The sequence below is a fragment of the Streptomyces sp. NPDC005151 genome (assembly GCF_053599875.1).
In genome coordinates this window covers 71,399-97,964 of record NZ_JBSFYR010000005.1, presented here as the reverse complement: position 1 = coordinate 97,964, position 26,566 = coordinate 71,399, and the positions used below count along the sequence as shown (strand labels likewise).

Sequence of the window (26,566 nt, the reverse complement as noted above, 5' to 3'; positions counted from 1 at the left end):
ACAAAAGGAAGGTGGGTCATGTCCGTTCCACCCGCACGGTCCTCGGCCGCACGGCCTGCGGTCGGCGAACCGATCGCCGTCGTCGGCATGGCCTGTCGTCTGCCGGACGCGGGCGACCCCGAGGCGTACTGGTTGCTGCTGAGCGAGGGCCGGGAGGCCGTGGGCGTGACTCCGGCGGACCGCCGGACGGACGGTCACCGCAAGGGTGCCTTCCTCCCGGAGGTGGACCGGTTCGACGCGGCCTTCTTCGGGATCTCGCCGGCCGAGGCCGCCGCCATGGACCCGCAGCAACGTCTCGTGCTGGAGCTGGCCTGGGAGGCGCTGGAGCAGGCGCGGATCGTGCCCGCCACGCTGGAGGGCAGCCCGGCCGGGGTGTTCGTCGGCGCGATCACCGGCGAGTACGCCCTGCTGCACGACCGTGTCGGGGGCGGTGGGCGGCACGACGTCACGGGCACGCACCGCAGCCTGATCGCCAACCGCGTCTCGCACCTGCTCGGCCTGCGGGGCCCGAGCCTGACCGTCGACTCCGGTCAGTCCTCGTCCCTGGTCGCGGTCCAGCTGGCCTGTGAGGAACTGCGGCGCGGCACCGTGTCCATGGCCCTGGCCGGCGGCGTCAACCTCAATCTCCTGGCGGAGACCGACGAGGCGCTGGACCGGTTCGGCGCGCTCTCCCCGGACGGCCGCTGCCACACCTTCGACGGCCGGGCCAACGGCTACGTGCGCGGTGAGGGCGGCGGCCTCGTCGTCCTCAAGCCGCTGTCGGCGGCACTCGCCGACGGGGACAGCGTGCACTGCCTGATCCTGGGCGGCGCGGTCAACAACGGCACCGGCGAACACCTGACGGTCCCGGACGCGGACGCGCAGCGGCAGGTGGCCGAGCAGGCCTGCGCGGCGGCGGGCGTACGCCCGGCCGAAGTGGCGTACGTGGAGCTGCACGGCACCGGCACGGCGGTCGGTGACCCGGTGGAGGCGGCGGCGCTCGGCGCGGTCTTCGGCGCCGAGCGGACAGCCAGGGGCGACGAGCCGTCCGAGCCCTTGCTGGTCGGCTCGGTGAAGACCAACATCGGTCATCTGGAGGGCGCGGCGGGCATCGCCGGGCTGCTCAAGACGGCCCTGTCGCTGCGCCACGGCGTGCTGCCGGCCAGCCTCAACTTCCTCTCCCCCAACCCCCGCATCCCGCTGGCCGAGCTGGGCCTGGAGGTCGTGACCGGCGCCCGCCCCTGGCCGGCCGGGCGCGTGGCGGGGGTCAGCGCGTTCGGGATGGGCGGTACCAACGCCCACCTGATCGTGGCCCCCGCCCCGAAGACGGCGGCGCCCGCGACGGCCGTCGCGCCCGAGGCGGCACGGCCGGCGGAGGGTCCCACGGTGTGGACGCTGTCGGCCCGTTCGGCCGCCGCGCTGCGGGGCCAGGCCGGCCGGCTGGCCGAGCACCTGGACACCCGTCCCGGTCTGCGGGCCGAGGACGTGGCGGTGTCCCTGCTGCGCACCCGGTCCCGGTTCGAACACCGAGCGGTGATCATTGGCTCGGGCCCCGACGCGCATACGGAACTCAGCGCGGGCGTACGCGAGTTGACTGAAGGCCTGCCGGGGGCGGCGGTGGTCGAGGGGCGTGTGCTCGGCGGTCGGCGGGTGTTCGTCTTCCCGGGGCAGGGCTCGCAGTGGGCCGGGATGGCCCGCGAACTCATGGACGTACCGGGCCCGTTCGCCGACCGGCTGGCCGACTGCGCCCGCGCGCTCGCCCCGTACACCGACTTCGACCTGCGCGATGTCCTGCGCGAGGCCCCCGGAGCGCCCGGTCTCGACGGGGACGACGTCGTGCAGCCCGCGCTGTGGGCGGTGACCGTCTCGCTGGCCGAGCTGTGGCGCTCGCGCGGCGTGGAACCGGACGCGGTGCTGGGCCACTCGCAGGGTGAGATCGCCGCCGCCACCGTGATCGGCGCCCTCAGCCTGGACGACGCCGCCCGGATCGTCGCGGTCCGCAGCCGGCTGCTGCGCGCCCTCGACGGGGGCGGCATGCTCTCGGCGGCCCTGTCCGCGGAGCAGGTCCAGGCGCGCCTCGACCGCACGTCGGCCTACGGCGGCCTGTGCGTGAGCGTCGTCAACAGCCCATCGGCGACCGTGGTCTCCGGACCGGTGGACGAGCTGAACGCGTTCGCCGCCGCGCTGGACGCGGACGGCGTCCGGGTGCGGATCCTGCCCGTCGCCTACGCCTCCCACTCCCCCGCCGTGGAGGCGATCCGCGACGAGCTCCTCGAAGCGCTCGCCCCGGTCCGCCCGCGCCCGGTGTCCGTGCCGTTCTACTCCTCGCTGACCGGTGGCCTGCTGAACACCGCCGGCCTGGACGCCGATCACTGGTACCGCAGCCTCCGCTCGCCGGTCCGGTTCGCCGACGCCACCCGGGCCGCGCTCGCCGACGGGTGCGCGCTCTTCGTGGAGTGCACCCCGCACCCCGTGCTGTGCGGCGCGATCGAGCAGACGGCGGAGGCGGAGGGGCGGGAGGCCGCCGCCGTCGGCACGCTGCGCCGTGACGCGGGCGGCCCCGCGCAGATGCTGCGCGCCCTCGCCGAGGCCCACGTCCGGGGGGCGGACGTCGACTGGGCGCCGGAGGCGGCCCCGGCGGGCTCGGCCGTGGTGGACCTGCCAACCTACGCCTTCCAGCGGGAACGGCACTGGCTGGACGGCGCGTCCGGCACCCGTCGCCGTACGGCCCGGCGGGCCCCAGCGACGGCGCCGGTTCCCTTGGTGCCGGCCGCCGTCCCCGCGGGGCGGTCCTCCGCCGCCGTACGCGAGCTCGTGGTGTCCGCCACCGCCGTCGTCCTGGGCCACGCGGACGCCTCCGTCATCGACCCCGGCCGCAGCTTCAAGGACCTGGGCCTCGACTCCCAGGGCACCGTCGACCTGCGCAACCGGCTCGGGGCCGCGACCGGGCTGCCCCTGCCCAGCACCCTGATCTTCGAATACCCGACGCCCGCCCGGCTCGCCGCCCACCTGGCCGTCCTCGTCGCCGGGCAGGCGGACGACACTGCCCCGGCCGAGGACGTCCACGGCGCCCACGGCACCGAGGACGGCGACGACGCCGAGCCGATCGCGATCGTGGCGATGAGCTGCCGCTACCCGGGCGGGGCGGACACCCCGGAGAAGCTGTGGCGGCTGGTCGCCGACGGCACGGAGGCCGTCAGCCCGCTGCCGGACGACCGCGGGTGGGACCTGGACGCCCTCGCCGGACAGCGGCCCGGTCGGCCCGGTTCGTGCGCCACCACGGCGGGCGGGTTCCTCCGCGAGGCCTCGCTCTTCGACGCCGCCTTCTTCGGCATCGGCCCGCGCGAGGCCCTGGCCATGGATCCGCAGCAGCGGCTGCTCCTGGAGACCTCCTGGGAAGCTCTGGAGCGGGCCGGGATCGACCCGGCGTCACTGGAGGGGCAGCCGGTCGGCGTGTTCGTCGGCGCGATGGCCTCCGACTACGGCCCCCGGCTGCACCAGCCCGTCGGCGGGGCCGACGGCCACCTGCTCACCGGCACCGCGTCCAGCGTGGTCTCCGGCCGGATCGCCTACAGCCTCGGCCTGCGTGGCCCAGCCCTCACCGTGGACACCGCCTGCTCCTCGTCCCTGGTCGCCGTGCACTTGGCGGTACGGGCGCTGCGTGCCGGGGAGTGCCCGCTGGCGCTGGCCGGCGGCGTCACCGTGATGTCCACCCCGGGCCTGCTGGTCGAGTTCAGCAAGCAGGGCGGTCTCGCCCCCGACGGCCGGGCCAAGCCGTTCTCCGACGCCGCCGACGGCACCTCCTTCGGTGAGGGCGCGGGCGTGCTGGTGCTGCAGCGGCTCTCCGACGCCCGCCGCAACGGGCACCCGGTACTGGCGGTGATCCGGGGCACCGCCGTCAACCAGGACGGCGCCAGCAACGGCCTGACCGCCCCCGACGGGCAGGCCCAGCGCCAGGTGGTGCTCGGCGCGCTCGCCGACGCCGGGCTCACCACCGACGACGTGGACGCCGTCGAGGCCCACGGCACCGGCACCAAGCTGGGCGACCCGGTCGAGGCCAACGCCCTGATCGACACCTACGGACGACCGGCCGCCGACTGGGCGTCGCACCCGGTGTGGCTGGGCTCGGTGAAGTCCAACATCGGGCACACCCAGGCTGCGGCCGGTGTGGCCGGTGTCATCAAGATGGTTCAGGCCCTGCGGCACGAGCTGCTGCCGGCCAGCCTGCACGCCGAGCGGCCCACGCCCCGCGCCGACTGGGCGAAGGGCCGGGTACGGCTCCTCACCGCGGACCGGCCGTGGCCGCGCGGCGAGCGCACGCGGAGGGCCTCCGTCTCCTCGTTCGGCATCAGCGGTACGAACGCGCATCTGATCGTGGAGGAGCCCCCCACCCAGGCCGGGCCGGCCGCGGACGCCCACGACGAGCCCGCCGGCAAGCCCCTGGTCTGGCCGGTGAGCGCGCAGAGCGAAGCCTCGCTGCGCGCGCAGGCGGAACGCCTCGCCGAGGCCGCCGCCGCGCCGCACCCGGCGGACACGGCCCGCGCCTTGGCCGGCCGGACCGTCTTCCCGCACCGCGCCGTGGTGGTCGGCACCGGCCGCGACGAACCGCGCGAGGCCCTCGCTGCGCTGGCGGCCGGAAACTCCGCACCCGGTCTGGTCACCGGAACGGCCCGCCGACCGGCCCGCACCGCACTGCTGTTCACCGGCCAAGGAGCGCAACGGCCGGGCATGGGGCGCGAGTTGTACCGGGCTCAGCCCGTGTTCGCGGCCGCGCTGGACGAGATCTGCGCCGCGCTCGACCCGCATCTGGAGCGCCCGCTGCGCGATCTGATGTGGGCCGAGCCGGGCAGCCCCGAGGCCGCGCTGCTCGACCGGACCAGGTACGCCCAACCGGCCCTCTTCGCCTTCGAGGCGGCCTCCTGGCGGCTGCTGCGGGAGCTGGGCGTCTCCGTGGACGCCGTCGCCGGGCACTCGGTCGGCGAGTTCGCCGCCGCGTACGCGGCCGGTGTGTGGGAACTGGGCGACGTGGCGCGACTGGTGGCGGCCCGGGGCCGTCTGATGGACGAACTCCCCGAGGGCGGGGCGATGTTCGCGATCTCCGCGACGGCGGAGGAGGTCCTCGCGACCCTCGTCGGCCGGGAGAGCGAGGCATCCCTCGCCGCGGTCAACGGGCCGCACGCGGTGGTCGTCTCCGGCACGCTCGACGCCTGCGAAGCGATCGCGGCGCACTGGGCCGGTCTGGGGCGGCGCACCAAGCGGCTGACCGTCAGCCACGCCTTCCACTCCCCTCTGATGGAGCCGGTGCTCGACCGCTTCCGCGAGGAGGCGGAACGCGTCTCCTACGCCGAGCCGCGCCTCGCGCACGAGCGGGCGGCGGACGGCGAGCGCCGCTGGACCGACCCCGAGTACTGGGTGGAACAGGTCCGCGCGACCGTACTGTTCGCTCCGCTGACCGAGCGCCTGGCACAGGCGGGGACCGGTGTCTTCCTCGAGGTCGGGCCGCAGGCGCAGCTGGCCGGGCCGCTGCGCGAGTGCCTCGCGGAACGCGGCACGGACGGGTCGGCGGGCCCGGCGGGCAGGGCGGCGGCCGTCGTCGCGACCGCCCGGCGCGGACGCGACGAGCACACGGCGCTGCTGCACGGCCTCGCCGGGGCGTTCGTCGCCGGTACGGCCGTCGACTGGGCGGCCACCCTCCCCGAGGGCCCGCGCGCGGAGCTGCCCACCTACGCCTTCGACCGCCGCCGCTTCTGGCTCACCGACACGGGCGGAACGGGCGCGGGGCTGCCGTACCGCACCACCGCGGTGGCCGACGGGGGTCTGCTGCTCGACGCCCGGCTGTCGCGCCGCTCCACCGCCTGGCTGGCCGACCACGTGATCGGCGGCGTGACGGTGGTCCCGGGGACGGCCCTGCTGGAACTCGCCCTGCGGGCCGCCGCTGCGGCCGGGGCCGCCGAGGTCGCCTCGCTCACCCTGACCGCCCCCGTCGTCCTCCCCGCCGAGGGCGCGCTGGACGCGCAGGTCACGGTGGGCGCCGCGGACCTGCTCGGGCAGCGCCCGCTGACCCTGCACACCCGCCCGGCGGGCAGTCCGGATGCCACCTGGACCCCGCACGCCGCCGGGCGCACCGCCGGCCCGAAGGCCGCGCTCGCCACGGACGGCGCGGAGACCGGCCGGGCCGCGGCCTGGCCACCGCCCGGCGCGAGCCCGCTCGACCTGTCGGACGGGTACGGACGGCTGGCCGACGCCGGATACGGATACGGCCCGGCGTTCCAGGGCCTGCGGGCCGCGTGGCGGGCGGGCGACGACCTCTACGCCGAGGTCCGCCTCCCGGATGCGGTGGCCGCAGAGGGTTCGCTGCTCCACCCGGCGCTGCTCGACGCCGTACTGCATCTGCTCGTCCTCGAAGCGCCCGGCTCGCGGCCCGTTCCGTTCGCGTTCAGCGCCGCGGAGGTGGTCTGCGCGGGCACGGACGAGCTGCGGGTGCGGCTGTCGCCGGAAGGCGACCGGGTGCGGCTCGCGCTGTGCGATGCGCGGAACCGCCCGGTGGGCCGGGTCTCCGTCGCCCTCCGCCACGCGGCGGCCGGCTTCGGCACGGACACCGCGGGCACACCGGTAGCCGACGCGACGGCGGCTGACGCACCGGAGACCGGAACGCCGGTCCCGGAGCGGGCGCCGGGCGAGGTCCCGTCCGGACTCGTAACCGAGCCGAGGGAGAAACACGGGACCGGTGCCGGGACGGTGGCCCCGGCCGGAGCGGAAGGGTTCAATCCGGAGTCCCTGCTGGAGTTGGTCCGGGAGAAGGCCGCCGACGTGCTCGGTCACGGCGCGCCGGAGGAGATCGAGATCGACAAGTCCTTCACCGATCTGGGCTTCGACTCAATGGGCGCCGTGGAGCTCCAGGACCACCTGGAGCTGGCGACGGGCCTGGCCCTCGCCGCCACCCTCGTCTTCGACCACCCGACCGTCGCCCACGTCGCCGCCCACCTCGCGGAGCTGCTCGGGTCCGCCGCCCCGTCGGCCGCCGACGACGGCGCCGCGGCCCCCGACCCGGCGCTCGCCCGGCTGCGCGAGGCACTGGACGACGTGACCGCCCTGCTGGCACCCGCGCCCGGGGCCGGACCCGAGGACGGGGCCGGGGACGACCGTCGCGACGCCGCCGAAGCGCTGCTGCGGGACGCCCTGCGGCAGATGCGCGGCGACCGCCCCGCCGGAGATCTGGCCGACGAGCTCGACCTGGTCAGCGACGACGCCCTCTTCGAGTTCATCGACACCCAGCTGTAGCCAGCGGACTGCCGCACCGAACCCAGACATAAGCGACCAGACGGAGGAATGACCATGGCAAGCGAGGAGCGGCTCCGCGCCTATCTGAGACGAGTCACCGCGGACCTGGCGGACGCCCGGCAGCAGATCGGCAAGGCCGACGAACGCGCCCACGAGCCGATCGCGGTGGTCGGCCTCGGCTGCCGCTACCCGGGCGGCGTGGAGAGCCCCGACGACCTGTGGCGGGTGGTGGCCGACGGTACGGACGCCACCAGCGAGTTCCCGGACAACCGGGGCTGGGACGCGGCGAAGGTCTACGACCCGGACCCGGCCAAGCCCGGCACCACGTACACCACACGCGGTGGATTCGTGCACGACGCCGGGGAGTTCGACGCCGCGTTCTTCCGCATCGGCCCCCGTCAGGCACTCGGCATCGACCCCCAGCACCGCCTCTTCCTGGCCACCGCGTGGGAGGCGTTCGAGCGGGCCGGCATCGCCCCGTCGACGCTGCGGGGCAGCAACACCGGCGTCTGGGCCGGGATGATGTACGAGTACTACTCGGCCCGGTTCGCCGGGGCCACCCCGGCCGAGGTCGACGGCACCCTGATGGTGTCGAGCACGCCGAGCATGCTCTCCGGCCGGGTCTCCTACATCTTCGGCCTGGAGGGGCCGTCGGTCACCGTCGACACCGCCTGCTCCTCCTCGCTGGTGGCGGTGCACCAGGCGGTGCGGTCACTGCGGTCCGGGGAATGCTCGCTGGCCCTGGCCGGCGGTGTCACCGTGCTGGCGACGCCGGACGCCTTCGTGGAGTTCTCCCGTCAGCGGGGCCTGTCGCCGTCGGGCCGCTGCAAGCCCTTCTCCTCGGACGCCGACGGCACCGCGTGGGGCGAGGGGTCGGGCGTCGTCGTGCTGGAGCGGCTCTCCGACGCGCGCCGCAACGGCCGCCGTATCTACGGGATCGTCCGGGGCAGCGCCGTCAACCAGGACGGAGCGAGCAACGGCCAGACCGCGCCGAGCGGTCCCGCCCAGGAGCGGGTCATCGCGCGGGCCCTGGCCGACGCCCGGCTCACCGCCGCCGACGTCGACGCGGTGGAGGCGCACGGCACCGGCACGCCGCTGGGCGACCCCATCGAGGCCAACGCGGTCCTCGCCGCCTACGGCCGCGAACGCCCCGAGGAGCTGCCGCCGCTGCGGCTGGGCTCCGTGAAGGGCAACCTCGGGCACACCCAGGCCGCGTCCGGCGTCGCCGGGATGATCAAGATGATGATGGCGATGCGGCACGGTGTGCTGCCCCGCACGATCAACGTCGTCGAGCCCACCCGCCAGGTCGACTGGTCCTCCGGAGTGGTCAGCCTGCTGACCGAGGAGCAGCCCTGGCCGGCCCGCGAGAACGCGCCGCGCCGCGCCGCCGTCTCCTCGTTCGGCATCAGCGGCACCAACGCCCACGTCATCCTGGAGGAACCGGAACCGCAGCCGGAGTCCGCCGCGGACGCGCCGGGTTCCGCTGCCGCGCCGTACGCCTGGGTGCTGAGCGCCGCCACCGACGTCTCGCTGCGCGGCCAGGCGGAGCGGCTGCACCGGCACCTCACGGAGCGTCCCGCGGTGAGCGCGCTGGACGTCGCGCACTCGCTCACCGCCCGCCGCCCGTTCGACTGCCGCGCGGTGGTCGTCGGCCGCGACCGGGAGGAACTGCTGGAGCTGCTCTCCTCGTTCGCCCGGCGTCAGGACGGCAGCCCGGTCCCGCACGGGGCGGCGCCCCAGGGCAGCACGCGCACCGCGTTCCTGTTCACCGGGCAGGGCGGCCAGCAGACCGGGATGGGCCGCGACCTGTACCGGGCGTTCCCGGTGTTCGCCACGGCGCTCGACGAGGTGTGCGCGGCCGTCGACCCGTACCTGGAGCGGCCGCTGCGCGAGGTCATGTGGGCCGAGCCGGGCACCGAGGAGGCCGCCGAGCTGGACCGCACGTACTACACGCAACCCGCGCTCTTCGCGTACCAGGTCGCCGCCTTCCGGCTGCTGGGCTCGCTGGGCGTGACCCCGGACCGGGTCGCCGGGCACTCGGTGGGCGAGATCGCCGCCGCCCATGTGGCGGGGGTGTGGGACCTGGCCGACGCGGCCCGCATGGTGACCACACGGGCCCGGCTGATGCAGCGACTGCCCGCCGGCGGCGCCATGTTCGCGATCTCCGCGAGCCCGCAGGAGGCCGCGGAGAGCCTGGTGGGCCTGGAGGGCCGGGCCGGGATCGCCGCCGTCAACAGCCCGGGCGACGTGGTCGTCTCCGGTGACGCGGAGGCCTGCGCGGCAATCGCCGCCCACTGGTCGGAGCGCGGCCGGCGCACCGCACGGCTGACCGTGAGCCACGCCTTCCACTCGCCGCTGATGGAGCCGATGCTGGCGGAGTTCGCCGCCGAGCTGGCCACCCTCACCTTCCGCTCGCCCACCCTCGCCCGGGAGACCAACCTGGGGCCGGACCGCGACTGGACCGACCCCGACTACTGGGTGGACCAGGTGTGCGGCACGGTCGGCTTCGCCGCCATGGCCGGCCGGCTCGACGAGGCCGGGACCGGTCTGTACCTGGAGATCGGACCGCGTCCCGTGCTGTCGGGGATGATCAGGACCTCGCTGCCCGACACCGGGGCGGTGGTCACCGCCGTCTCCCGCCGCAGCCTCGGGGAGCCGGAGGCCCTGCTCACCGCGCTCGCCGAGGCGTGGGCGGGCGGAGCGCCGGTCGACTGGGCCGCGCAGGCCACGGGCGGCCGCTCCGTGGAGTTGCCCACCTACGCCTTCCACACCCAGCGGTACTGGCTCAACGGTCCCGAACCCCGGCTGGACGCCGAGGCGTTCGGACTCACCGGCGTGTCCCACCCGATGCTGTCGGCGGCGGTCGAGCTGGACGACGGCGGGCTGGTCACCACGGGCCGCTTCACCGCCGACGACCTGCCCTGGATGGCCGACCACACGGTGGCCGGCACGCCGATCGTCCCGGCCACCGCGCTGCTGGACGTCGTCGCGGAGACGGCCGCGCGGGCCGGACGGGGCCGGATCGAGGAGCTGACCTTCGAGGCACCGCTGCCGCTGCCGCGGCGCGGCCCGCTGGACCTGCGGGTCGTGATCGGCGCGGACGGCTCGGTGCAGGTGCTGGCCCGCTCGGACAGCGAGGCCCCCTGGACCCGGCACGCCTCCGGCAGCGCCACCGAGGACGTCGAGGGCAGCGACGTGTGCGCCTGGGCGGCCGTCTGGCCCCCCGCGGGTGCCTCCCCGGTGGACCTGACCGGCGGCTACGAAAGGCTGGCGTCCCTCGGCTACGAGTACGGCCCGTCGTTCCGGGGTGTCCGGTCGGCGTGGCGGCGCGGCGACGAACTGCTGGTCGAGGTGGAGGTGCCGGAGGCGGCCGAGCAGACCGGGTTCGCCCTGCACCCGGTGCTCCTCGACTCCGCGTTCCACCCGTACGTGCTGGAGAGCGACTCGGACCAGCTGCGGCTGCCGTTCGCCTTCCGCGGGCTGCGGCTGACCACGGCCGGGGCGACCACGCTGCGGGTACGGATGACCATCGGCGCGGACGGGGACCAGATGTCGCTGACCGCCGCCGACGAGCAGGGCGCGCTCGTGGTCGCCGCCGAGAACCTGATGGTCCGCGCGGTCGACCCGGCCGCCCTGGCCGCCGCCGTCGGCGGCCAGGGCGGCTCGGGCCACTACGGCCTCGACTGGGCCCCGCTCCCCTCTGCCCCGGCGGCCGGGGATCGGCGCTGGGCACGGCTCGGCGACCCGGCCGACGACGGCCTTCCCGCCCACGCCGACCTGGACGCGCTCGCCTCGGCGGGCAGCGCACCCGACTTCGTGCTGTTCGACTGCCACGTGCTCGCCACGTCGCTCACCGAGGCCGAACTGCCCGTCTCCGTACGGGAGATCACCGGACGGGTGCTGGAGACCGTGCGGGAGTGGGCCGCGGACGATCGGTTCGACGGCTCCCGCCTGGTGGTGGCCGCCGACCCGGACCGGCTGGACACCGCGGCCGTCTGGGGGCTGGTGCGGGCCGCGCAGGCCGAGCACCCGGACCGTTTCCTGCTCGCCGGGATCACCGGCGAGCAGGGCACGGATGCCGCCGGCGGCGTCGACGCCGCGGCGCGGGCGCTGCTGGCCGCCGCCTCGGACGCGGACGAGTCGCAGCTGATGATCCGTGACGGCCGGGCGCTGGTCCCCCGTATAGCCCGGCGGACCGCTGCTCCGGGCGCTAAGGACGCCGGTCTCGGCGAGGGCACGGTCCTGGTCACCGGCGGCCTCAGCGGCCTCGGCGCGATCGTCGCCCGCCATCTGGTGGAGCGGCACGGGGTACGGCATCTGCTGCTCACCTCCCGGCGCGGCGCGGACACCCCGGGGGCGGACGAACTCGCATCCTCCCTCACCGCGTTGGGCGCGACGGTCCGGATGGAGGCGTGTGACGCGGCCGACCGTGGCGCCCTCGCCGCGCTGCTCGGCTCGCTCCCGGCGGACCGGCCGCTGACCGGTGTCCTGCACGCCGCCGGCGTCCTCGACGACGGCCTGCTCACCCGGCAGACCACCGAGCGTCTGGAGCGGGTGCTGCGGCCCAAGACCGACGCGGCGTGGGTGCTGCACGAGCTGACGGCCCATCTGCCCTCGGTACGCGCGTTCGTCCTCTTCTCCTCCCTGGCGGGTGTGCTCGGCAACGCGGGGCAGAGCACCTACGGCGCGGCCAACACCTTCCTCGACGCCCTGGCCGCGCACCGCCGGGCGCGGGGTCTGCCCGCGGTGTCGGTGGCCTGGGGCCTGTGGTCGACGTCGGGCATGGGCACCCACCTGACCGCCGCCGACAAGGCGCGCCTGGCCCGGGCCGGGATCGCGGCGCTCAGCGAGCCGCAGGGCCTGCGGCTGCTGGACACCGTGCTCACCGACCCCGACGGCGACACGCTGGTGATCGCCTCCCGGTGGAATCCCGCCGGGCTGCGGGCCGCCGTGGAGGACGGCGCGAGGGTGCCGCGGATGCTGCGCGGCCTGGTCAAGGGCGTGCGGCGGACCGCCTCCGCGGGGAGCGGGTCCAGGCAGGGCCCGGCCGGCGGAGCCCTGGCCGCCCGGGTGCGGGAACTGACCGGGCAGGAGGCCCACGAGGCGGTCGTCGCCGCCGTACGAGGCCATGTGGCGGCGGTGCTGGGACACGGCTCGCCGGAGTCCCTGGACCGTACGGCCCCCTTCCTCGACCTGGGCCTGGACTCCCTGACCTCGGTGGAGCTGCGCAACCGGCTCAAGGCGGACGCCGCGCTGGACCTCGACCCGACGCTGGTCTTCGACCACCCGACGATCGACGCGCTCTCCGGCCACCTGGCGGGCCTGCTGGTCCCCGAGGCACCGGACCCGGTGGCGGAGCTCGACCGGACCCTGCGCCGCATCACGGGCGAGTTCGACGCCGCCCTGCCCGAGCTGCGGGAACGCATGGTCGACACCCTGTGCGCGGCGCTCCACCACCTGGGCATCGACACCGGCCCCTCGCGCATGGCGTCCGCGGTCCTGGACGAGGCGACCGACGAGGAGCTCTTCGCCTTCATCGACGCCCAGTCATGACCCGGCGGGGGCGGCCCCCGTGGCCGCCCCCGGTCCCAGTACCCCAGGCCCTCCGGTACCGCCCCGGGCCGATCCGGGCGACACCCGAGGCAGAAAGCAGGAAGCAGGAAGATGGCAGGCGAGGACAGACTCCGGGAATATCTGAAGAAGGCCACCGCCGACCTGGCCGAGGCGCGCCGCCGTGAGGCCGCCGCCAACGAACCGCTCGCCGTGGTCGGCATGGCGTGCCGGTTCCCCGGCGCACCGTCCGTCGACAGGTACTGGGACCTGCTGTCGAACGGCCGCACCGGCGTCGTCGACGACGTGCCGGACGGGCGCTTCGACCTGGCCGCGCTGCGGGAGACGGACGGCGTCTACACCACCCGGGGCGGCTACCTCGACGACATCGCCGGGTGGGACGCCTCGTTCTTCGGCGCGTCCCCGCGCGAGGCCCTGCGGATGGACCCGCAGCAGCGGCTGCTCATGGAGCTGACCTGGGAGTCCCTGGAGGACGCCGGGCTGCCGCCCGCCGACCTGGCGGGCAGCCGTACCGCGGTGATGATCGGCCTGTCCGACACCCTGCAGTACGGGCGGATCCAGCAGGAGCGCGAAGGCCTGTCCACGGTCCACGACCCGTACGGGGGGCAGGGCGCGTCGCTGAGCGTGGCCGCCGGCCGGATCGCCTACCACTTCGACCTGCGCGGTCCCACCATGACGGTGGACACCGCGTGTTCCTCCTCGCTGGTCGCCGTGCACCTCGCCGGGGCGGCGCTGCGCCGCGGCGAGTGCACGACGGCCGTGGTCGGCGGCGGCTTCCTGATGATCCACCGCGACATGTACGTCAACGCCTGTGCCACGGGCATGCTGTCGCGGGACGGCCTGTGCCGGACTTTCGACGCCCGGGCCGACGGCTACGCCCTCGGCGAGGGCGCCGGAGTGGTCGTCCTGATGCGGCTGTCCGACGCGGTCGCCCAGGGGCGCACGGTGCACGCCGTGATCCGGGGCACCGCCGTCAACCAGGACGGCCGCAGCAACGGCCTCACCGCGCCCAACCGCGCGGCGCAGGTGGACGTGATCCGCCGCGCGCTGGCCGCCGCCGGAGCGACCCCGCAGGACGTGTCGTACGTCGAGGCGCACGGCTCCGCGACCCGGCTCGGCGACGCCATCGAACTCTCCGCGCTCGGCGACGTGTTCGGCCAGCGTGCGGCCGACGACCCGCTGCTCGTCGGGGCGGTCAAGACCAACATCGGGCACACCCAGTCGGCGGCCGGCATGGCCGGACTGGTCAAGACCATCCTGGTCCTGAAGCACGGGACGGTCCCGCCCAACCTGAACATGGAGCAGCCCTCGCCCACGGCCCAGGCGCAGGACCGGTTGCTGCCCGTCACCACCGCCCAGCCGCTCCCGGCCGCCGCCGGGCAGCTCCGCCTCGCCGGGGTCAGCTCCTTCGGCTGGTGCGGCACCAACGCGCACGTCGTGGTCGCCGCCCCCGCCGCCAACGAGGCCGCGGGCGGCCCCGACACAGCCGACGGTTCCGGCGCGGCCGAACTGCTGCTGGTATCCGCCGCCGACGACGACGCCCTGCGCGCCCTGCTCGGCGACCTGGCCCGGGCCGCGGGACGGGCACCGCTCGCCGACCTGGCCCACACCCTGCGCGCCGGGCGCGGCACCCTGGAGTACCGGCGTGCGGTGGCCGCCGAGGACGCCGAACAGGCCGCCCGCCTGCTGGAGCGGGCCGGGCGCGAACCCGGCGTGCGCGCCGCCAAGGAGGCCCCGAGGATCGCGTTCCTGCTGCCCGGCGTCGGCGACCAGTACCGGGGCCTGGGCCAAGACCTCTACCGCCGCGAGCCCGCCTTCGCCGCCGCCGTCGACCGGTGCGCGGGCATCGCCGCCGGGCGCTGCGACATCGACCTGCGCGCCGTCTTCCACGCCGAGCCGGAGCCGCCCGCGCCCGCCGGGGACCTGCTGCGCCAGGCCGCCCCGGCGGCGGACGACCCGGACCACCGGGCGGTCACCTCCCACCTGCTGCTGTTCACCGTGGAGTACGCCCTCGCCGAGCTGCTGAACAGCTGGGGCGTCCACCCCGACGTGCTGGTCGGCTACAGCCTCGGCGAGTACGTCGCGGCCTGCCTGGCAGGGGTGTTCACCCTGGAGGACGCCCTGTGGGTGGTCTCCAGGCGCGCCCGCCTGATCGAGGCCGCGCCGCCGGGCGGCATGCTCGCCGTCGCCGCCCCCGCCGACCGCGTCGAGGCCGAACTCGCCTGTGCGGGGCTCGCGGTGGAGGTCGCGGCGCTCAACGGCCCCTACATGACGGTGCTCAGCGGCCCGCCCGAGGACGTGACCGCGGCCGCCGCCCACCTCACCACGGCGGGTCTGCCCGCCCGGCCGCTGCGCTCCGCCCACCCCTTCCACTCCTCCCTGCTCGCCCCCGCCCGCGACGAACTGGCCCGCGCGGTGGCCTCGGTGGAGCGCAGGCCTCCCACTGTCACCGTGGTCTCCAACGTCACCGGCACTCCGCTCACCGCCGAGCAGGCCATGGACCCCGGCTACTGGGCCGACCACCTCACCAGCCCGGTCCGCTTCTTCGACGGCCTGGGGGCCTGCGCCGGGCTGAACCTCGGCGCCTATGTCGAACTGGGCGCGGGGCAGACCCTCGGCGGACTGCTGCGCCAGCACGCCGAGGCCGCCGACGGCCCGCTCATCACCGGCACCCTGCCCGCCCGCTGGTCCTCCGACGACCGGCCCGACGAGCGCGCCCACCTGCTGGAGACCTGCGGCCGCCTCTGGGAGCGCGGAGCCGACCTCGACCGGACGGCCCTCGGGCGCGGCGCGGGCCGCCTGGTCCCGCTGCCCTCGTACCCGTTCCGGCGCACCCGCTACTGGCCGGAGGGCCCGCTCCTCGCGCAGGCCGCCGCGGACCTCACGGGCCTCGCGCCCGCGGACCACTGCTACGCCCCGGCCTGGCAGCCGGACGTCACCGCGCCCGCCGCTCTCCTCGCCGCACCCGGACCGCTGGACGGCCCGCTGCTGGTCCTCGCGGACCCGGACGGCGTCGGCACCCGCCTGGCCGACCTCGCCGAGGCCGCCGGAACGCCGGTGCTGGAGGTCGTCCCCGGCACGGAGCGGCGGCGCGACGGACGCCGGCTGGTGATCGACCCGGAGAACCCGGACCATCACCGGGAGGCGCTGGCCGCCGCGCGCGCCCTGGGCCCCGGCCGCCTGCACGTCGCCCACCTGTGGAGCCTGTGCGAGCCGGTGCGCACCCCGCCGTTCGCCACCGACGCCGAACTGACCGCCGCGATCCGGTACGGCTTCGACGCGCTGCTACTGACCGTGCAGGTCCTCGGTCTCCTTGCCGGCACCGACGGGGCGGTCCTGGTCACGGCCACGGCCGGCGCGGCCGAGGTCATCGGCCGCGACTGCACGGCCCCCGAGCGGGCCCTCGCCCACGGCCTGGCCCGGGTGGCCCGCGCCGAGTACCCGGGCTTGGGCTGGCAGGGCGTCGACCTCGACCCGGAGGCCCCGGCCGACGCGTCCGCCGCCGTCCTGCTCGCCGAGCTGGCCCGGGCGGCGGGCGCCGGCTCCCGGACCTCCTCCGACCACGCCCTGGCCGCCTGGCGGCGAGGCCGGCGGCTGCGCCAGGACTGGGCGGCCGTCGACCTGCCCGCGCCGGACTCCACGGCCCCTTCGACCCCGACCGCCCCGGCGTTCCGTGCCGACGGCACCTACCTGATCACCGGCGGCACCCGCGGGCTGGGCCTGTCGCTCGCCCGGCACCTGGTGCGGTCCGGGGTGCGCCGCCTCGCCCTGGTCGGCCGCACCGACCTGCGGGCCGCCGCGGCGGCCGAGCCAAAGGGCCGGGCCGCACACAGCCTGCGGGACGTCGCCGAGCTGGAGGCGGCCGGCGCCGAGGTGCTGCTGCTCACCGCCGACGTGGGCGTGCCGGGCGAACTGCGGCGCGCGCTGGCCGCGTGCCGGGAACGCCTTGGTGCACCGCACGGGGTGCTGCACGCGGCCGGTCTGCCCGCGCGGGGCATGACGTTCCGGATGACGCCCGGCGGCTCCCGGCCGGTCCTCGCGCCCAAGGTGCTGGCGATGGGCCCGCTCGCCGAGCTGGTGAGTCCCGCCGTGCCGGAGGCGGACCGCCCGGAGCTGCTGGTGCTGTACTCGTCGGCGATCACCGTGTTCGGCGGGATCGGCGAGGGCGACTACTGCGCCGCCAACAGCGTCCTCGACGCCTACGCGTCGGCGCTGTCGGCCGCCGCGCCCACCACCCGGGTGCTGACCGTGGCCTGGGGGCCCTGGCAGCACGACGACTGGCAGGCGGAGGGCCCCGGCAGCGCCCTGGCCGCCAGGGTGCGCGAGCACCGCGAGACCTACGGCTTCACCGACGAGGGCGGCTGTGCGCTGCTGGACCGGCTGGCCGGCACGGCCCACGGCCCGGTGCTCGCCGTCCGCCACGCGCTGGCCGAGGGGATGCGCGCCTGGGACGAGGTCACCGCGCTGGACGAGGTGACCGGCGCGGCCGCCGCGCCGGACCGGACCCGCTTCCCGCGCCCCGCGCTGCGCGCCGACTACGTCGCGCCGCGCACCGCCCTGGAGCGCGCCCTGGCCGAGATCTGGGGCCGGCACCTGGGCATCGACCAGGTCGGAGTCCACGACCCGTTCTTCGACCTGGGCGGCAACTCCCTGGTGGGGCTGGCCGTGATGACCGCGACCGAGCAGGAGACGGAGAGAAGCTTCCCGCCCGCCCTGCTCTTCGCGCACCCCACCGTCGCCGAACTGGCGGCAGCGCTGGAAGGCGCCACGACGGCGACCGCCGTGACCACAGCACAGGACCTCGGCTCCGCGAGGGGCCGGCGAAGGCGCCGAGCCCGCGACGCCCAGAGCCCCCTGACGCGGAACCGATGAGGACGAGGACGGACGACATGACCGAGCATCCGATCGAGGTCGCTCCGACCGACATCGCCCTGGTGGGCCTGTCGGGGCGCTTCCCGAAGGCCGCCGACGCGGCCGAACTATGGGCCAATGTCCGGGCGGGCCGCTCCGGCATCACCCGGTTCACCGACGAGCAGCTCCGTGCCGCCGGGGTCGCGCAGCACCTGCTGGACGACCCCGACTACGTCAAGGCGGGGGCGGTGGTCGACGGCGTCGACCTGTTCGACGCGGGCTTCTTCGGGATCAACCCGAAGGAGGCGCAGATCCTCGACCCGCAGCACCGGCTGTTCCTCGAGCACAGCTGGCACGCGCTGGAGGACGCCGCCTGCGACCCGGCCCGTTTCGACGGCTCGATCGGGGTGTTCGCGGGCTGTGCCATCAGCAGCTACATGAACCACAACCTGGTTCCGGCCGGGGTCGCCCAGCAGGTCGGCGAACTGGCCATGGGCCTGGCCAACGACAAGGACTCGCTGCCCCTGCGGGTGGCCCACGCCCTCGGCCTGTCGGGCCCCGCCTACGGCATCCAGAGCTACTGCTCGACCTCGCTGGTCGCGGTCTGTGCCGCCGCCACCAGCCTCGCCGCGTTCGAGTGCGACCTCGCCCTGGCCGGCGGCGTCGCCATCACGGTGCCGGGCGACACCGGCTACCTATACCAGGCCGGCGGCATCAGCTCCCCCGACGGCGAGTGCCGCGCCTTCGACGCCTCCGGGCAGGGCAGCCTGCTGGGCAACGGCGTCGGCGTGGTCGCGCTGCGCCGCCTGGAGGACGCGCTGGAGGCCGGGGACCGCGTCTACGCGGTGATCCGGGGCTGGGCGGTCAACAACGACGCGGGCCGCAAGGTCGGTTTCACCGCGCCCGGCGTCAGCGGACAGGCCGAGGTGGTCGCCGAGGCGCTGGCCGCCGCCGGGCTGGAGCCCGGCGACATCACCTACGTGGAGGCCCACGGCACGGGTACGGCCCTCGGTGACGCGGCCGAACTCGCCGCGCTCCAGCAGGTGTTCGCGGGCGAGGAGCTGCTGCTCGGCTCGGTGAAGAGCAACGTCGGCCACCTCGACCGGGCGGCGGGCGTCACCGGACTGATCAAGGCTGCGCTCGCGCTGCACCACGAGGAAATCCCCGCCACCCTCAACCACTCCACACCCAACCCACAACTCCTCTCCGGTGACGCCCGGTTGGAGGTCGTCACCGAGAACCGGCCCTGGCCGCGCGGCGAGAGCCCCCGGCGTGCCGGCGTCAGCGCCTTCGGCATCGGCGGCACCAACGCCCACGTGGTGATCGAAGAGGCGCCCGAGCGGCCGGTGCGCGCCGGCGCCGCGCCGTCCTCGGGGCGTCCCGAGCTGCTGGTGTGGTCGGCGCGGACCGCCACGGCCGCCGACGAGGCGGGACAGCGCCTGGCCGCCCGCCTGGAGACGGAGCCCGTCCCGCTGGCCGACGTGGCCCACACCCTGCACACCGGGCGCGCCGTCCTCACCCACCGCCGTGCCCTGGTCGCCCGCTCGGCGCGGGACGCGGCCCGCGGCATCCACGAGGGCGCGTACCTCGGCCGGCAGCAGGGCCGTACGGACCGGCCGGTCACCCTGTACCTGTCCGACGGCCCGATCCGCCTGCGCGACGCCGGCGAACTGGCCGCGCGCGAGCCCGCGTTCCGCACCGCCCTGGACGCGTGCCGCACGGCGCCCGGCGGAGCCGAGTCGGCCGACCCGAACGACGCGCAGGCCTCCTTCACGGTGGCCCACGCGCTGACGGCGCTGCTGCGCTCCTGGGGCGTCACGCCCGCCGCGTACGCCGGCCGGGGCTCGGGACGGCTCGTCACCGACCGCCTGTCCGAGGCGCTCCCGCCCGCCGCCGCCCTGGAGGCGCTCGGGTCCACCGCGGTGGCGCACACCGGCTCTGGCGACACCCTCGCCGAGCTGCTCGCCGACGAGGAACGCGTCCTGCTGGTGCTGGGCACGGCCGACCTGTCCGGTCTGACGGCCGAGCAGCGGGAACGGGTCGTCGAGGCGCTGCCCGAGACGGCCGCCGACGCCGACCTGGCGCTGGCCGAGGCCGTGGCCCGGCTCTGGCTGGCCGGCGCGCCCGTCGACTGGGACACCTACGCCCAGGGCCGGGACGCCGTCCGGGTCGGTCTGCCCGGCTACCCGTTCGAGCGCCGGCGCTACTGGATCGACCCGCCCGCCGCCCCCACCGGAGGCGTCGGCACGCCTCGGCCGGCCCTGGACGGCTCCGCGCCGCAGGACTCCGGCCACGTCACGCTGCTGACCCCCCGCTGGACGCCCGACGAGGACGGTGCGGCCGCCGCCGACGCCGGTCTCACCGGCCGCTACGTCCTCAGCCGGGACCGCCACGGTGTCGCCGACGCCCTGGCCGGCCTGCTGCGCGCCGCCGGCGTGGCCGACGTCGCTCTGGTGAACGAGGACGCGGAGGCCGAGGCCGCGACGGCTCCGGCCGAGGGCCCGCTGACCGTCGTTCACCTGGCCTCGCTGGACGCGCGGGAGCCTGGTGACGCGGTGCTCGCCGCCTCCCGGTTCCTGTCCTCCTGGGCGGGCCTGCCCGGCACGGACCGGGTGGTGCTCGCCACCCGGGGCGCGCGGGCCGTATCCAACGGGGAGAGCGCCGACCCCGCCCAGGCCGCCCTCGCGGCCCTCCCGGTCGTGGCCGGGCAGGAGTACCCCGGCCTCGACAGCCGGGGCGTGGACCTCGACCCGGCGGCGGAGCCCGCACAGGCCGCCGCGCACCTGCTCGCCGAGCTGCGCAGGGTAGCCGCGGACCCGCTGACGGCGTACCGGTCCGGCCGCCGCCACCGCCCCTCCTACGTCCCGGCCGTCCCGGGAGGCGCCGACGGCGCGGGCTCGGCCGCCGAGGCCGACGGAGCGGTGCGTGCCGGTGGCCGCTACCTGATCACCGGCGGTCTCGGTGACGTCGGCCTCCTCGTCGCCGGGCACCTGGTGCGCGGCGGCGCGGGTTCGGTCGTCCTGGCCGGCCGCTCCGGGCTCCCGGACGACCCGGCTCACCCGCGCCGGCGGGCGGTCGAGGAGCTGTCCGCGCTCGGCGCCGAGGTCCACGCGGTGCGGCTGGACGTCACCGACGAGGCCGCCGTACGTACCCTGTTCACCGACGGTGGCGGGACGTTCGACGGCGTGGTGCACGCCGCCGCTGACACCGCGCAGGACACCTTCCTCCCGCTGAGCGCCCTGAACGAGGAGACGGTACGGCGCCACTTCGAGGCCAAGGTGGACGGCGCGCGCACCCTGCGGGCGGTGCTGCGGGAGCTGCCCGCCGACGGCATTCCGCGCTGGTGCGTGGTGTTCTCCTCCACCTCGGCCCACCTCGGCGGCTTGGCCTTCGGCGGCTACGCGACGGCCAACGCGGCCCTCGCCGCCCACGCCGAGGGTGCGGCGGGCGACGCCACCCGCTGGATCTCCGCCGCCTGGGACACCTGGGCCCCGACCCTGGAACGTCTGGAGGGGCCGTTCCGCGCCGCGATGACCGCGCACGCCATGACCGTCGAGCAGGCACTCACCGCGTTCGACGGGCTGTTCACCCGGGCCGCCCGGTCCGTGGTGGTGGCCGCGGGCGGTCTGGGCGACCGGCTGCCCCGGCCGGCGGCGGCCCGGCCCACCGCGCCCGCGGTCCCGGCGGCCACCTTCCCGCGCCCGGAACTGCCCCAGCCGTATGTCTCCCCGGTCACCGCGACCCAGCGCGCCCTGGCCGCGCTGTGGACCGAGGTCCTGGCCATCGAGCCGGTCGGCATCCGGGACAACTTCTTCGACCTGGGCGGAAGTTCGCTGCTGGCCCTGCAGATGCTGGCCACGGTCAAGGAACGCTTCGGGGTGGCGGTGCCGACGGTCGCCCTGTTCGAGTCGCCGACCGTACGGGGCCTGGCCGACGTCCTCGACGCGGGCGGCCCCCGCCCGGTCACCGCCGCCCCGGCACCGGCAGCCGTGCCCGTACGCCCGGCGGCACCGGTCGAGGCCGTACCCGCCGCGCGGGCCGAGCCGTCCGCCCCGGTGGCGAGGACCGCCGCCACCGCCGAGCTGCCCGACGCCGACGAACTGGACCGCCGGATCGCCATCATCGGCATGGCGGGCCGCTTCCCGGGCGCGGGCGACGTGGTGGAGTTCTGGCGCAACCTGTGCGACGGCGTCGAGTCGGTCACCTTCTTCAGCCCGGAGGAGCTGATCGAGGCGGGTGTGGATCCGGACCTCGCCAACGACCCGGACTACGTGCCGGCCCGCCCGGTCCTGGACGACATCGCCGGGTTCGACGCAGGGTTCTTCGGGATGAGCCCCCGCATGGCCGCGCTCACCGACCCCCAGCAGCGGCTCTTCCTGGAGGTCTGCTGGGAGGGACTGGAGCATGCCGGTTACGCCCACGAGGGGTACCGCGACCGGGTCGGCGTGTTCGGCGGCTCGAACCTCAGCACCTACCTGCTCGGCATGCTGCCGCAGCTCGTCGCGGACGGCGACGTCAACCCGTACGAGCTGATCATGAGCAACGACAAGGACGCGCTGACCACGTCCGTGTCGTACCTGTTCAACCTCGACGGGCCGAGCGTGGCCGTGCAGACGTTCTGCTCCACCTCGCTGGTGGCCGTGCACACGGCGGTGCGCAGCCTGCGGGCCGGGGAGTGCGAGACGGCGCTGGCCGGCGGCGTGTCCGTGGCCGTACCGGACCGCAAGGGACACCTGCGGCAGACCGGCGGGATGGACTCCCACGACGGCCACGTCCACTCCTTCGACGCGGAGGCCACCGGCACGCTGTTCGGCGACGGCGCGACCGTGGTCGTCCTGAAGCGGCTCTCCGACGCGCTGCGCGACGGGGACACCGTGCACGCGGTCATCCGGGGCTCGGCGTTGAACAACGACGGCGCCCAGAAGGCGGGTTACACCGCGCCGAGCGTCGCCGGACAGGCCGCGGCGGTGCGCGCGGCGCTGGTGGACGCGCAGGTCACCAGCGACGAGATCGGCTACGTGGAGGCGCACGGCACGGCCACCGAGCTGGGCGACCCGATCGAAGTCGCCGCGCTCACCCAGGCGTTCGGTCCGGCCGCCCGGCCGGGGTCGATCCCGATCGGCGCGGTGAAGACGAACATCGGTCACCTCAACCACGCCGCCGGCACGGCCGGACTGATCAAGACGGCGCTCACGGTGCGCGAGGGCGTGGTCCCCGCGTCCCTCAACTACACCCGCCCGAACCCGCAGATCGACTTCGCGAACAGCCCGTTCTACGTCAACACCGCAACCGCCGCCTGGTCCGGCCCCGACGGCCGACCGCGCATCGCCGGGCTCAACTCGCTCGGCATGGGAGGCACCAACGTGCACGTCGTGGTGGAGGAGCCGCCCGCGCTGCCGGCCCGGGGTCCGGAGATCCGCCGCCACCACCCGCTGGTGGTCTCGGCCCGGTCCGTGGCCGCCGCCGACCAGGCGGTGCGGGAGCTCGGTGAGCACCTGGCCGCGCACCCCGAACTGCGTTCGTCCGACGTGGCGTTCACCCTTCAGGCCGGGCGCAAGGTCTTCGGGCACCGGCGCGCGGCAGTGGTCGGCGGCACCGCCCACGCGGCGGCGGTGTTCTCCGGCGAAGACGACGACACACCGGTGGCGTCCCGGGTGGAGACGGTCTCCGGCCGGCCTGTGGCGTTCCTCTTCGCCGGGGTCGGCGAGCAGTACCCCGGCTTGGTCGGCGACCTCTACCGGCACGAGCCGGTGTTCCGCGCCGAACTCGACCACTGCCTGGACCTGTTGGCGAAGGAGCTGCCGGACGTCGATCTGACCGGGCTGCTCACCGGCGACCGCCCGGGCGCGGGCCCCGACCTTGCCGCCCTGCTGGGCCGGGCCACCGGTCCGGCCGACGGGCGGGAGGCGGAGCTGGAGCGCACCGAGGTGGTGCAGCCGCTGATGTTCGCCGTGGACCACGCGCTGGCACGCACGTTCCTGGCCTGGGGTGTACGGCCCTCGATGATGCTGGGCTACAGCCTCGGCGAGTACGTCGCCGCCTGCCTGGCCGGGGTGCTGTCGCTTCAGGACGCGATCGCCCTGGTCGCACACCGGGCACGGCTGATCGGCGAGGCGGAACGCGGCGCGATGGCGGCCGTGCCGCTGAACGCGGAGCAGTTGCGCGACCGTTACGGACTGGCGGAGCGCGGACTGGACGTCGCCGCGGTGAACGGACTGTCCGCCGTGGTGGTGGCCGGGCCCTGCGAGGCACTGGAGTCGCTGATCGCCGACCTTGCGCGGGACAGTGTCCCGGCGAGGCCGCTGCGCACCACGCACGCCTTCCACTCCCGGATGCTGGCGCCGCTCGCCGAACGGCTCACCGCCTGGGTGACCGAGAACGTCACCCTCAACCCGCCCGCGTTGCCGTACCTGTCCAACGTCACCGGCGACGTCGCCGACGCCGCCCTGGTGTGCGACCCGGGCTACTGGGCCGCCCACATGTGCCGCACGGTCCGGTTCGCGGACGCGGTGGAGCGGTTGCTGGCCGAGCCGGAGCTGGCGATGGTGGAGATCGGCCCGGGCCCGTCGCTGGGCGCGATGGTGCGCGGGGCCGACTGCCCGCCGCAGCGCTGGCCACTGATCACCGCCACCCTGCCGGCGCAGAGCGATCCCCGCCCCGCCGACCTGGTGCTCACCGAGTGCGTCGCCCGGCTCTGGATGACGGGCGTCGACCTCGACTGGGCCGCCTACCACGGGTCCGGTCCCGCCACCGCCGCGCTCCACCAGGGCGCCACGCCGGGCCGGGTGCCGCTGCCGACGTATCCCTTCCAGCGCCAGCGCTACTGGATCGACCCCGCGCCGATGCCCGGTGGCCGGGCCGCGACGGCGTGTGCCGCCTCGGGCGCGCCGGCGCTGTCCGCTGGGCCGCTGGAGGAGCCGACCTCCTTCGCCGACCTGGAACGCGTGCCGTTGCTGCCGGAGGAGCAGTGGCTGTGGCAGCCGGTGTGGCGGCAGACGGCCGCTCCCGCCCCCGCAGAGGGGCAGCCGGGCCACTGGCTGGTCTACACCGACGGTGCGGCTGCCGAGCGGATCCTGGCGGAACTGCGCCGGGCCGCGGAGAGGGACGGCGCGACGGTCACCGCGGTCCGGCCCGGTGACGGCCACGCCGAACTGCCCGACGGCGACCGCACGGTCCGCCCCGGCAGCCACGAGGACGCCCTGGACCTCCTGACGGACCTGCGAGGACGCGGGCTGGAGCTGGAGCGGGTGGTCCACCTCTGGACGCTCGACGACAGCGACGCCGGCGCCGACGACGAGAGCACCGACAACGAGACGGTGCGGCGCGGTCTGCACACCGTGGTCGCGCTGGCCCGCGTGGCCGACGAACTCGGCCGCCTCGACTGGGAGCTCGACCTGGTCACCGCGGGTGTCCACCAGGTGCTGGACGGCACGGAGGTGCGCCCCGCCGCGGCCACCCTGGTCGGTCCGTCACTGGTGGTTCCCCTGGAGTATCCGGGGATCAGCACCCGCCTGATCGACGCGCTGCCCGGCGTCCAGGCCGCCTCGGTCGCCGCCGAGCTGCGCCGGCCCCGCGCCGACCTGATGGTGGCGCTGCGCGGCGCCCGGCGCTGGGTCCCGCGGTACGAGTCCCTGCCCCCGGCCGACCCCGAGGCGGTGGCGGAGGACCTGCTGCGCGAGGAGGGCGTCTACCTGATCACCGGCGGGCTGGGGGGGATCGGCCTGGCCATGGCGGAGCGGCTGGCCCGTTCCTGCCGGGCACGGTTGGTGCTGATGGGCCGGCGCGGGCTCCCGCCACGCGAGCGATGGGAGGCCATCGCGTCCGGCGCCGAGCAGGCCGAGGACGCGGTGCGCGAGCGGGTCCGCCAGGTGCTGGGGCTGCTCGCACTGGGCGCCCAGGTGGAGATCGTGGGCGGCGACGCGGCGGACCCCGCCGACATGTGCCGGGCGGTGGGCGCCGCCCGGGAGCGGTTCGGCGCGCTGCACGGCGTGCTGCACGCCGCCGGCGTGGCGGGCACCGGCCTGATCCAGTTCAAGGAACCGGAGGACTCCGAGCTGGTGCTCGCCCCGAAGGTCGGCGGCCTGCGGGCCCTGACCGAGGCGCTGGGGATCGGCGGGCCGGACGAGACGGAGCTGGACTTCCTGGTCCTGTTCTCGTCCATCACCTCCGCCACCGGCGGCGGTCCGGGCCAGGTCGACTACTGTGCCGCCAACGCCTATCTGGACGCGGCGGCGGCGCGGCTCGCTCAGGGCGGCCGCCGGGTGGTCTCCATCAGCTGGGGCGAGTGGACCTGGAACGCCTGGGACTTCGGCCTGGCGGGCTACGACGACGAACTGCAGTCGTTCTTCCGCCAGCACCGCGCGACCTTCGGCATCGGCTTCGACGAGGGCTGGCGGTGCCTGCTGCGGGCCCTGGCCACCGGTGAGCCGCGCGTGGTGGTGTCCACCCAGGACCTGCCGACCATCGTCCGCTACAGCACCGGCTTCACCGTCGAGGCGGTCCTCACCCCGGCGGTCGCGGGCACCACGTCGGGTACGCGCCACCCGAGGCCGGACCTGCTGACTCCGTACCGGCAGCCGGAGGGGCCGGCCGAGGAGGCCGTCGCCGGGGTCTGGTGCGAGCACCTGAAGCTGGAGTCCGTCGGATCGCTGGACAACTTCTTCGAGCTCGGCGGCAGTTCGCTCCTTGGTATCGCCGTGCTGGCCCAGCTCCGCCGCTCCTTCCCGGACGCCGAGCTGCCGCCCCGCGTGCTGTACGAGGCCCCCACGGTCGAGGCGCTGGCCCGCGTGGTCCAGGGCGTAGGGACACCAGTCGGCCCGGTCGGCCCGGTCGGCCACCGGACGGCCTGACCACACCCGCCCGTCCCACCTCACCGCATCCGCAT

At 75.8% G+C, this 26,566-nt stretch carries 3 protein-coding genes and 1 pseudogene; all 4 read left to right on the top strand.

The features are described from left to right. The first annotated feature begins 18 nt into the window (after positions 1-18). The 4 genes and pseudogenes from ACWD6R_RS04920 to ACWD6R_RS04905 all read left to right on the top strand — a co-directional run bounded on the left by ACWD6R_RS04920 (position 19) and on the right by ACWD6R_RS04905 (position 26,531). Positions 19-7,260 (top strand): type I polyketide synthase, encoded by a 7,242-nt coding sequence (locus tag ACWD6R_RS04920; protein WP_451817415.1) that lies wholly within the window; start codon positions 19-21, stop codon positions 7,258-7,260. Positions 7,261-7,344: 84 nt separating this feature from the next. Further along, positions 7,345-12,813, top strand: a pseudogene (locus ACWD6R_RS04915) (SDR family NAD(P)-dependent oxidoreductase); the annotation flags it as partial. Positions 12,814-12,924: 111 nt separating this feature from the next. Continuing rightward, the gene (locus tag ACWD6R_RS04910; protein ID WP_451817414.1) at positions 12,925-17,703 is read left to right on the top strand and encodes an SDR family NAD(P)-dependent oxidoreductase; all 4,779 of its coding nucleotides are present in this window, start codon (positions 12,925-12,927) and stop codon (positions 17,701-17,703) included. A gap of 17 nt (positions 17,704-17,720) precedes the next feature. Beyond that, positions 17,721-26,531, top strand: a complete 8,811-nt coding sequence (locus ACWD6R_RS04905; RefSeq protein ID WP_451817413.1) for an SDR family NAD(P)-dependent oxidoreductase — start codon at positions 17,721-17,723, stop codon at positions 26,529-26,531. Positions 26,532-26,566 lie beyond the last annotated feature (35 nt).